Origin of the sequence: Psychrobacter sp. BI730 (assembly GCF_013414195.1) — a bacterium.
Taxonomy (GTDB): Bacteria; Pseudomonadota; Gammaproteobacteria; order Pseudomonadales; family Moraxellaceae; genus Psychrobacter.
This window is the reverse complement of record NZ_JAATTV010000002.1, coordinates 252921-263998: the sequence shown is the minus strand read 5'-3', so window position 1 is coordinate 263998 and position 11078 is coordinate 252921. Positions and strand designations below refer to the sequence as shown.

Sequence of the window (11078 nt, the reverse complement as noted above, 5' to 3'; positions counted from 1 at the left end):
CTTGTTGTTAAGGCTTCTTTTAAAAGATTAAGACGCTTGCGGTAATACCGCATTTTTCATGCGTTTTTTGATAATACGTTGCTTGTTGCGCAAGCCTCTGTCACCTTGATTGTCTTCGTAATACTTCGGATTGGTAAGCATCCCAATGAGGAGCGCTGATTCGTCTCGGTTCAGATTGGCCGCAGATTTATCAAAATAATGATGCGCGGCGGCATCGATACCATAGATACCATTACCAAATTCTGCCACATTAAGATAAGCGGTCAAGATACGCTGCTTGTCCCACAAGGTCTCAATCATCACAGTAATGACAGCCTCTTCAGCTTTACGCACATAAGAACGATGCGAAGTTAGGAACAAGTTCTTTGCCAATTGCTGAGTAATCGTTGAGCCACCAGCAGACATTTTGCCTGTCTCTTCATTTTTCTTTTGCGCCGCTTTGATACCTTTAAAATCAAAACCACTGTGCTGACTAAACGTCGAGTCTTCACTTACAATCGCCGCTTGCTTGGCAGATTTGGCGATGGCATCGTACTCAGCCCATGTCTGCGTGACCGTGCCACCCGTTAGGCGATGCGTCAACATAAACATGCTGTTGTTAATCGGCTGCGTTTTCCAAATTAATAGTAGCCCAACGACCAATATATGGAATGCGACAACCAATAGCATAATTGCCAATAACAGACGTTTGATAAATGTGCCAAAACTTGCCATGCGCGATATCCGATTGGTTAAAAGGTAATAAGGTAAAATAGGTGACCTGTTGGCAAGTGTGAATCCGTGACCCTAAGCCCGTCATCAGTAATCACCAACAGCAGGTCATCTTACCTAATCTCACAATCGCTGTCATTATTTACCCCACTTCTTTATCATGTAATGAGCTATAAACAGTATTCACTTTTTATTTAAGGGTTTAAGATAAGTACTTTATAACAAGCATAAAAATAAGAGAATAAATATGCATAATGGTAATAATATAAAAGCACTGCGCGCACGTATTATTGAAGCGAGCCCAAATCTTTGCAGCGCTGAAAGTTCTGATAAGTGGTGGCTACTAGGGACCTCTGGTTGTCATTTGTGTGATATCGCTGAGCAAATACTTGCACAGTTTCAGTCGGTACAGCCAATCACTTACCAAAATGTCGATATTGCAGAATTTGATGAGGCGCTTATGATGGATTTTGCCACGTCTATCCCTGTGATTTTGACTCCATCAAAACGATTAGACTATCCATTTTCAGTCATGGATTTACAGCAACTGTTAGCTCACAACTAACGGCACTTTGTTTTGATGTTATAGAGCTTTTAAATTTCTTATATTAGAATATCTACCGCTAATTTTAGCTAGTATGGTATTTCAATATTTGCTAGACTACTTTTATATTCTGTTTGGTAAACTGATTATACTAATGCTAATGATTTACTGATCAATAATCTCAACTCTCTAACCTTGCACTCTGTTAAATCATATACATACAATTCTCAGCGAAAGCACCTAAGAGCAACTATTAGGGCGTGTTTAACACGCCTTAATAAATATAGTTAGCTGAATGTAAAACTGTTATGGATTTAAACGCGCTACTGGTATAAATTTTACTTGCGTGCTGCGTTCCCAGAGGCTGCGCAAAATTCATCCCAGTAGCGCTATGACATTTTTAGAGTGTATCGACTATAGTAATAACTTAGTATGACTTTAAAACCAGTAAAAAATAAGCTGGTATACACAACAATAAGGACTGTTAATAACAATAAGGACTGTTAATTATGTACACTTTCTTAGCCTTAGCGCCAATTCTCGTTGTATTCATACTACTCATAGTTATGCGCCTGCCAGCTAAGATAGCTATGAGTATTGCCTATTTGGTGACAGCTCTGCTAGCCTTTTTCATTTGGCACGCTAGTGGTGCTCAGGTAGCGGCTGCTACTGTTAATGGGATTATTGTGGCACTTACTATTTTATTCATTGTATTCGCAGCTATTTTACTGCTGAATACGCTGAAAGAAAGCGGCGCTCTTGTCGCCATACGTAAGGGCTTTATGGATATTTCACCTGATAGGCGCGTCCAAGCGATCATTGTGGCATGGTTGTTCTGCTCTTTAGTAGAAGGTTCATCAGGATTCGGAACACCATCTGCAGTGGGTGCTCCGCTGTTGTTGGCTTTAGGCTTTCCAGCGATGGCATCGGTCATGGTTATTCTTATCATTCAATCTACACCCGTATCATTCGGTGCAGTTGGTACGCCTCTACTACTTGGCGTTTGGTCTGGTATTACTGATAAACAAGATTTAGCACAGTCCATTGCCCCTACTACTGCCGAAAATTATTTATTACAGATTACAGCTAACGTAGGCCTTGTACATGCGCTTATTGGGTTTTTGATACCTTTAATTTTAAGTGCTTTTTTGACAAGGTTCTTTGGTGAAAAACGCTCCTTCATAGAAGGGCTTAAAGTATGGCCATTTGCCATTTTTGCAGGTCTTTGCTTTACTATTCCTTATTTTTTGGTTGCTAAATTTCTAGGGCCTGAGTTCCCTTCACTCATTGGCGGTTTCATTGGGTTGTTAATTGTACTTCCCGCTGCTAAGCGTGGTTTTTTGATGCCTAAAGATACTTTTGATTTTGCCCCTCGCGCAAAATGGGACAAAGACTGGCTGGGTACTTTAGACGAGGTAAAATATGATGATTCAGCAACCCCAAAGTTCTCTTTAATTCGTGCATTTTCGCCCTATTTCATTGTGATTGCCTTATTGGTCATAACTCGAGTGATTGCACCACTCAAAGCTTTTCTGGTAGGGGATTTAACAACCATTAGCCTTACTAATCTTTTTGGTACAACAATCTCTAGTAAGATACAGCTCGCCTATTCTCCTGGTAGCATTCTAATTATTACTTCTTTATTATGTATTTTACTGTTCAAAATGAATAGCCAAGCGGTAAAGCGCAGTTGGAGTAACTCGGCAAAGACCATGGTTGCTGCCGCACCAGCTTTGCTATTCTCGGTGCCTATGGTACAAGTATTCATTAATTCAGGCTCAGCCGCTGAAGTCGCTACTGCGCTACCGGCTATGCCAATATTACTGGCTGAAAGTGCTGCCGATGCTTTTCAAAATGCGTGGCCGCTAGTGTCTCCATGGATTGGGGCAATGGGTGCTTTCATCGCCGGTTCAAATACTATTAGCAATATGATGTTTTCATATTTTCAATGGTCAACAGCCAATCAGATCGGACTCAATAGCGACCTTGCAGCACAAGTAATAGCCTTGCAAGCTGTGGGTGGTGCGGCTGGTAACATGATTTCGGTGCATAATGTGGTAGCTGCTTGCGCAGTAGTCGGCTTGGTGGATAAAGAAGGCTATGTGATTCGCAAAACACTGCTAGCGATGATTTATTATGTCGTGCAAGCAGGTTTGATCGGTATGGCTATCATCTTCGGTCAAATATGGTGGTGGGCTTTAGCCGTTCTCTGGCCCATAACATTCTTTGGACTGATGTCTTTTTGTGGCAAATTTTCCCGTAGAAAACTGAATGGGCGATAATCAGGCAAACTGACGCTATTAAACTAGATCTAGTAGCGTTAGGTTAAGGTTGCCTTCTAGTTAAAACATAACAGCAATAAGAGATAAACCTATGAAAGACTTAACTAAAATCACCGAAATCGAAGATCTGCGCCGCGTTGCTGAGCGTAAAGTGCCGCGTATGTTCTATGACTATGTCGATTCAGGCTCGTGGACTGAGACCACCTATCGTAATAACGAGACTGACTTTGACCGTATCAAGCTGCGCCAGCGCGTATTGGTCGATATGGATAACCGCAGTCTGGCAACGAGTATGATCGGTGAGCCAGTCAAGATGCCTGTAGCCATCGCCCCAACGGGTTTTACCGGCATGATGTGGGCAGATGGTGAGATACATGCCGCACGCGCCGCTGAAAAATTCGGCGTGCCCTTTTCACTATCGACCATGAGCATTTGCTCTATCGAAGACGTCGCTGAAAATACCAGTGCGCCGTTTTGGTTTCAGCTTTATGTCATGCGTGATCAGGACTTTATGGCCAATTTGATTCGCCGTGCCAAAGCAGCAAACTGTTCTGCGTTGATTTTGACTGCGGACTTACAGGTGCTGGGACAACGTCATAAAGACATCAAAAACGGTCTATCCGCACCGCCAAAACCCACATTGGCTAATATTTTAAATTTAATGACCAAGCCAGAATGGTGTCTTAATATGCTCGGCACCAAGCGCCGCACCTTTGGCAACATCGTCGGTCACGCCAAAAATGTTGAAGATATCTCATCGCTGTCAGCGTGGACTGCAGAACAGTTTGACCCTCGCCTAAGTTGGGATGATGTGGCACGTATCAAAGACATGTGGGGCGGTAAACTTATCATAAAAGGTATCATGGAGCCTGAAGATGCTATTATGGCAGCTCGCAGTGGCGCGGATGCCTTAGTCGTCTCAAACCATGGCGGTCGTCAATTGGATGGCGCGTTATCTTCTATCTCTGCCCTCGCAGACATCGTACAGGCAGTACAAGCCGAAAACAGCGATATCGAGGTATGGCTAGACAGTGGCGTTCGCTCTGGTCAAGATGTACTAAAGGCTATCGCATTGGGCGCAAAAGGCACGATGATCGGTCGCGCTTTTCTCTACGGATTGGGAGCGTATGGTGAAGACGGGGTGCGCCGCGCGCTTGAGATTATCTATAAAGAGTGTGATATATCTATGGCATTCTGTGGTCATACCGATATCAATACTGTCACGGATAATATCTTGGTAAAAGGCACGTATGAAAACCTCAAAGTGGGTCGTTTTTAGAGCGGCTGATTGTAGAACAATCAACGTTTAAAACCGGCTACACATAACATAATTTGCTCATACCCTTTATACTGTCTCTATAACTTTTTGATGACAGTTAGCCTTTATGACCATTCAACAATTATTAAAAACAGCGCCCGTCACTACCCTGCTATTAGCCAGCTTTATCGGGCTATTTGTCATGCAGCTAGTCACGGGCGTCGATGCCAATAACCCGTCAACTGAAGCGTTAGTTAAATGGGGTGCCAACGCCTTACCCTTAACGATGATGGATGACCCATGGCGCTTGGCCAGTAGTGCGTTTTTGCACATTGGTCTCATGCATCTACTATTTAATGGCTTTGCCATGTATTTCTTTGGGCAGATTGCCGAGCCGCTGTTTGGCTCAGCCAAGTTTTTGGCATTGTTTTTGTTGGCAGCCATCGGTGGCAACTTGCTCAATAACTATGTCACATGGCAAAGTATATTAGATGGTACAGGACAGCCCGGCCTATCAGCGGGAGCTTCTGGTGGTATCATGGGCATTGGCGCGGCATTATTAATTGCGGCACTGTTTAAAATATCGGTCAATGGCATGGTGCTTAACCTCAAAAGCCTGATATTTATTATGGGCATCAATCTCGTCTATGGGTTTGCTGTACCGGGTATTGATAATGCTGGTCATATCGGTGGCGCAATCACGGGTCTAATAATTGCATTGGCTTTTGCCATTGGCTACCGTCAGCGATTGGCAGTCGCTATACAAAACGCAGCGATTCAGCAGCAGCGCACGTTTAACGCTTATCAAACCAACTACTCATATAGTGCTCACGACAACCCATCATTTAATAGTCAGTATAGTGGCCAACACGATAATCAAAGTCCGTATGATGCCACTTCTATCGACCAATCGCCTCATCTTAATTCTGATTCGACTGAGCAAGATACTGTGCTTGCTAACAATGAAACGAATGTGTCTGATATAAATGCTAACAATAGTGCTGAAAGCGTTACTGCTAACAATTCACCGTTAAGTAATGAAGCTGTTCATAATAGTATTGAACCCAAAGCACTTAAAAAACCTTCTATTATTTGGCAGCTATTACCATGGCTTGCGATGTTACTTATAAGCATTGGTTTCGTCTGGTGGTGGCAAGATATTCATCAGCAATTACTGCAAGTACTAAAAGCCATTGAGTAAATGCTCATACTTATCTATCATTGCTATATAAACTCCAAAAACAGCATACTGACCGACATTACTGATTCGTTTTATCGCTTGTCCTTTTGAACACGTTTTGCCTAATCGCACCACTCAGTTATTTATACTCACTTACGAGATCCAATTATGTTAAAACTTGCAGCGCTACCTAATATCTCTACACGTACTATGTTTAGCGCGTTCACCGCTACTGCACTATTTAGTGTGGCTAGCATGTCTAACGCCGCACTTTTTAATGACAACTTGCCGACTGACAAAGATGCTGAGCTCAGCGTTGGGGTCAATGTCATGGCAGTCAAATCGGCCTATGATCTCGAAGACAGCACTGAAGTGCGCGTGCTACCAGGTGCATTTTATGACAACAACAAAGTCTATGTACGCGGTGCGCAAGCTGGTGCGTATCTGATCAATGATGGTGTCAATCAGCTGTCTGCTTATGCCAAGCTTGCGGGTTCTGAGTTTGATCCTGATGATGCCAATGGCGCACTACAAGGTTTGGATGAGCGTAAATCATCAGCAGAAGCAGGTCTAAGCTATCAGCGTCGTACGGCTATTGGTGGCATCCGCGCACAGATAGGTGCTGATGTATTAGATCGTAGTGGTGGTAATACAGCTCGCTTGACCTACCTTTCTAGAATCACTAAAGGCAAGCTAACGGTCTATCCAAGCATTGGCTTTGAATATCATGATGCTGACTACAATGAATACTACTATGGTGTTAGTGAAAAAGAGGCTGCTAAAACAGGCGTTGATGCGTATAAATCTAACTCAAGCTTGAACCCATATATCAATATCAGTGCCAACTATGACTTTAATGAACGCTGGGCAGGATTTGCCAATCAAAGCGTGAGCTATGTACCAAATGAGCAATACGATAGCCCAATGGTTGACTCACGTACTGAAGCAGCGACGACACTTGGTTTGCTTTATAAGTTTTAATTAAGCCTAAATTGTCATAAAAAAGACCTTGTCATATAACGTGACAAGGTCTTTTTATTCAATAAATTTATAGATTTGCGGGTTACCACCCACACTACAAACTCAATGGAATCTAAGCGTTACTTTTTAAATACGCTAACATAGTGTCCGCATCTGATACTTCAAATGGGTCTATTGGACAGTTGTCGCCAAAGTCAGCTTCCTTAAACACTTTCTTAACTTCTTTATTATCGACAACCATCGAATAACGCCATGAGCGCATACCAAAGCCAACATTGCTTTTGTCAACAAGCATGCCCATTTTGCGCGTAAACTCACCATTACCATCAGGAAGTAAGAAAACGTTTTCACGGTTTTGCTTTAGACCCCATTGGTACATGACGAACGCATCATTGACAGAAATACAAACTACTTCATCTACGCCCAATGCCTTAAACTCATTATAAAGCTCTTCATAACGAGGGAGATGGCTGTTTGAACAAGTTGGTGTAAAGGCACCTGGTAGAGAAAACACAACCACTTTTTTATTGGCAAATAACTCATCTGTGGTTAGATCATACCATGTGAACGGGTTGTCTCCGCCAATAGAGTCATCACGAACACGAGTTTTAAAAGTCATATCAGGAACATGGGTAATCATTATTTACTCCGATTTAGGTTATTGTCTTTTTTTCTAAAATCCTGCAGGTATATGATAATAGTTATACTGGTCCATAAGCAATCTTTGAGATTATGTCCCCTAGATAAAATATAGCGCTAACTTGAAAAATATAGACAAAAAGACCTTGCCACATTCTCTTATAACTCTTATAAGAAGTGACAAGGTCTTTTTATCTCTAAATTCTCAGTCGAACAAATATGACGCTGCTACCAGAAAGACGAGTGTAAATGGTACTTATCGTACATTAAGCGAGCCTGAAGCCGTAGCAGGTCACTACTTGATCTACTGCTTACTTAGGATGTACCATATCAGCAGGAATTACCCACTCATCAAACTGCGCTTCAGTTAGTAGCTCTAGCTCAACCGCCACTTGCTTCAAAGTTTTGTTTTCTTTATAAGCAGTCTTAGCGATTTTAGCCGCATTTTCATAACCAACATGACGGTTCAATGAAGTCACTAGCATCAATGAGTTATGCAAGAAGTCATCGATTTTGTCTTTTACTGGCTCGATACCCACTGCACAGTTTTCGTTGAAGCTGTTGCAAGCATCGCCAAGCAGCTTGATAGATTGTAACAAGTTAAACGCGATAACTGGCTTATACACGTTTAGCTCAAAGTTACCTGATGCGCCAGCCATGCTAATAGTCGTGTCGTTACCCATGACCTGAGCGACAACCATGGTCATTGCTTCTGACTGAGTTGGGTTTACTTTGCCTGGCATGATAGAAGAGCCTGGCTCATTTTCAGGAATCGTCAATTCACCCAGACCACAACGAGGGCCAGATGCCAACCAACGTACGTCGTTAGCGATTTTATTTAAGCTGCCCGCTAGCGTTTTTAATGCGCCTGACGCAAATACTTCTGCATCACGAGCGGCTAGTGCTTCGAATTTGTTCGGTGACGTGACGAATGGCAAGCCAGTCAAAGTCGCTAGTTGCTCAGCTGATTTTACCGCATAATCAGGGTGGGCATTTAGACCAGTACCAACCGCAGTACCGCCTAGTGGCAACTCATATAGACCTTGTAGCGCGTTGTCGATACGAGTCAATGAATGGTCAAGTTGGCTCACATAGCCACTAAACTCTTGGCCTAAAGTCAAAGGCGTCGCATCTTGCAAATGCGTACGACCGATTTTTACAATGCTATCGAATTCTTTGGCTTTTGCCGCTAGCGTATCGCGTAGTGCTGTTACCGCTGGAATCAACAAGCTGTTGATTTGACGCGCAGCCGCCACACGAATCGCCGTTGGGAAGCTGTCGTTGGTAGACTGTGCATGGTTTACATGGTCATTTGGGTGAATCGGCGTGTAGCTGCCACGCTCAGAACCAGCGATTTCGTTAGCACGGTTGGCCAATACTTCGTTCATGTTCATGTTTGACTGGGTGCCAGAACCTGTCTGCCATACAACCAATGGAAACTGATCGACCAGACCACCATTGATGATTTCGTCAGCGGCTTGTACGATGAGATCACGCTTGTCGCCTTCGATACGCTCTAGGCTTGCATTGGTAATCGCAGCGGCTTTTTTGACCAGTGCCATCGCTTCAATCATTGGACGCGGCAACGTCTCGCCACCGATTTTAAAGTTTTCGCGGCTACGCTGAGTTTGCGCACCCCAATAAGCATCAGCTGGGACTTCTACGTTGCCCATGGTGTCTTTTTCGGTACGAGTTGCCTGATTCTGTGTCGACATAACTACCCTCTTTACTGGTTTGTTGTTAGAGAACTGAACGATAAAAAGTGCAACAGCTGCTGCACATAAACGGAAATACGATGTAAAGTGGCGTTATGATAGCATGACTAAGGCGTGTTGAATATTCACAAATAGCCTTGAGCAATACCTAAAAACGAATGTCTAAAAACGCCTGTCATCACCAATCTGATACTTCATTGGATAAGATACCTATGCACTCTAAAATTATGCACCCTAAACCAATACGCCCTGAGCCAAATAACTTTGATTCAAACAACCTTGTTCCAAATAATTCGGACTCAAAAAACGCTGAAACATCTGAATCTGTCATCAGCAATCCGCCTAGACGACACTTTACTCGCCAACGCCGTCAGTTGAGCGATGGAGAACGTAGACAACTTGCTCAGTCTGCGAGCTTACATCTAACCAAACTACAGCAGCGATTGCCAACGAATGCACGCATTGGCTTATATTACGATGGCTTTGGTGAGCTACCTACTCAGCCAATTTTAGATTGGTGTCAACGCTTAGGCTATTTTCCTTATTTGCCAGTTGTTGGTTCACTTGGTCGTACTAGCAATGGCAATGATGATAAACACCTGCGCTTTGTACCTGTTTATCACTCAAAACTGATCAATATCCCCACTCGCATTCACCAATTAGGCATGAAGCAAAACCACAGCCGCGCTCTGCTATGGGCATCAGAACTAGACGTGATTATTTGTCCACTCGTGGCGGTCGATGAACATGGCAACCGCATGGGCATGGGTGGCGGCTTTTATGATACGACGCTTGGAAAAATCTATCGGTCAGGGGCCAAGAAACCTTTAAAGATAGGCTGGTGTTATGACTTTCAAGTGGTTGAGCAATTAGCGCGTCAACCGTGGGATGTACCATTAGACGGCTTAATTACCCCAAGCAGCATAAGGTGGTTTTAATGAAAGACGATAAACAATTTGAAAAAGACTCTAGCGCTGCTGATTCCAGTGCAGACAGTGTGGATGAGTATTTGCAGACATTAGGCAATGAGGACGCTAGAGAGCAACGCTACTACAGTCAAGAGCAACCGTTTAGCGCTGAAGAAATGACACAGCTCGTCAATGAAGAACGCTTAAATGAGCTGCTTGCGCAAAGTGATGCATTTTTGAGTAGTTTGAATAGTGAGATTGGGGATTTTGATGAATAACATCTATAAATGATAGAGCACAATTTGAATAAACGCGGTTATATGTTAGTTTGATTTGATCGACGTTTTCTTTTTATTGCCAAACTATTGTTTCTATATAACCTATAAACTATACTTATCGCAAATAATTATCATTACAGTATAGGTCGTTGATCGTGGACAAAGTAAAAAAAGAGTTTATGTCGCCCGCTTCGCTACAAGTTTGTTTTTATTTGTTCGTGCTATTACTACTGGCCACGCCTGCGGCTTATATTTATGATTACGACGGCTTTGATTTTGCTGAACTAAGAACCTTTTTGCTAGCGCTTGCAGCATTTTATACCTTCGCGCTTAGCACTCACATTGAAATGCGTCATATAAAGTCCTCTAGCAGCACATCTTTTCTACATTTTTTGATCCCTATATCTCAATGCTTTTCTTTGATTCTACTATCTTTGTTTGCGTTGGCCACTATTGAATACATCAACGGTGATTTGAGGCTAGATCGTGTTTATGACCCATTCATTACACTGTTTTTCGTATACCTGTTGCGCAAAAATATAGAAAGTATAAAGCAAGATATCGGTACTTAAGATAACCGTC

At 42.9% G+C, this 11078-nt stretch carries 11 protein-coding genes; 8 read left to right on the top strand and 3 right to left on the bottom strand.

Features of this window, described 5'->3' with window-relative positions; genetic code table 11:
- Positions 1-27: 27 nt before the first annotated feature.
- The gene (mtgA, locus tag HCZ91_RS02265) at positions 28-714 is read right to left on the bottom strand and encodes a monofunctional biosynthetic peptidoglycan transglycosylase (RefSeq protein ID WP_179797825.1); all 687 of its coding nucleotides are present in this window, start codon (positions 712-714) and stop codon (positions 28-30) included.
- A gap of 244 nt (positions 715-958) precedes the next feature.
- Between mtgA and HCZ91_RS02260 the strand changes: the two genes are divergently transcribed.
- The 5 genes from HCZ91_RS02260 to HCZ91_RS02240 all read left to right on the top strand — a co-directional run bounded on the left by HCZ91_RS02260 (position 959) and on the right by HCZ91_RS02240 (position 6956).
- Complete coding sequence (locus tag HCZ91_RS02260; protein ID WP_179797823.1) at positions 959-1276, top strand: glutaredoxin family protein; 318 nt, start codon at positions 959-961, stop codon at positions 1274-1276.
- 488 nt (positions 1277-1764) lie between these two features.
- Complete coding sequence (locus HCZ91_RS02255) at positions 1765-3537, top strand: L-lactate permease (protein WP_101205167.1); 1773 nt, start codon at positions 1765-1767, stop codon at positions 3535-3537.
- Positions 3538-3628: 91 nt separating this feature from the next.
- Positions 3629-4816: an alpha-hydroxy acid oxidase gene (locus tag HCZ91_RS02250; RefSeq protein WP_179797821.1), complete on the top strand. Its 1188-nt coding sequence runs from the start codon at positions 3629-3631 to the stop codon at positions 4814-4816.
- Positions 4817-4922: 106 nt separating this feature from the next.
- The gene (locus HCZ91_RS02245; protein WP_179797819.1) at positions 4923-5996 is read left to right on the top strand and encodes a rhomboid family intramembrane serine protease; all 1074 of its coding nucleotides are present in this window, start codon (positions 4923-4925) and stop codon (positions 5994-5996) included.
- Between the two features lie 147 nt (positions 5997-6143).
- The gene (locus HCZ91_RS02240; RefSeq protein ID WP_101205170.1) at positions 6144-6956 is read left to right on the top strand and encodes a MipA/OmpV family protein; all 813 of its coding nucleotides are present in this window, start codon (positions 6144-6146) and stop codon (positions 6954-6956) included.
- A gap of 112 nt (positions 6957-7068) precedes the next feature.
- Here the strand turns inward: HCZ91_RS02240 and HCZ91_RS02235 are convergent, their stop codons facing one another.
- Together HCZ91_RS02235 and fumC are read right to left on the bottom strand one after the other, a co-directional pair.
- The gene (locus HCZ91_RS02235; RefSeq protein ID WP_101205171.1) at positions 7069-7596 is read right to left on the bottom strand and encodes a peroxiredoxin; all 528 of its coding nucleotides are present in this window, start codon (positions 7594-7596) and stop codon (positions 7069-7071) included.
- A 310-nt stretch (positions 7597-7906) separates the two neighbouring features.
- Positions 7907-9310, bottom strand: a complete 1404-nt coding sequence (fumC, locus tag HCZ91_RS02230; RefSeq protein WP_179797817.1) for a class II fumarate hydratase — start codon at positions 9308-9310, stop codon at positions 7907-7909.
- A gap of 212 nt (positions 9311-9522) precedes the next feature.
- Between fumC and HCZ91_RS02225 the strand changes: the two genes are divergently transcribed.
- From HCZ91_RS02225 to HCZ91_RS02215, 3 genes are all read left to right on the top strand, one after another.
- Positions 9523-10248: a 5-formyltetrahydrofolate cyclo-ligase gene (locus tag HCZ91_RS02225; RefSeq protein ID WP_257019943.1), complete on the top strand. Its 726-nt coding sequence runs from the start codon at positions 9523-9525 to the stop codon at positions 10246-10248.
- The gene (locus tag HCZ91_RS02220) at positions 10248-10496 is read left to right on the top strand and encodes a hypothetical protein (RefSeq protein WP_179797815.1); all 249 of its coding nucleotides are present in this window, start codon (positions 10248-10250) and stop codon (positions 10494-10496) included. Before HCZ91_RS02225 ends, HCZ91_RS02220 begins: the two co-directional genes overlap by 1 nt.
- A gap of 155 nt (positions 10497-10651) precedes the next feature.
- The gene (locus HCZ91_RS02215; protein ID WP_102093054.1) at positions 10652-11068 is read left to right on the top strand and encodes a hypothetical protein; all 417 of its coding nucleotides are present in this window, start codon (positions 10652-10654) and stop codon (positions 11066-11068) included.
- The last annotated feature ends 10 nt before the right edge of the window (positions 11069-11078 follow it).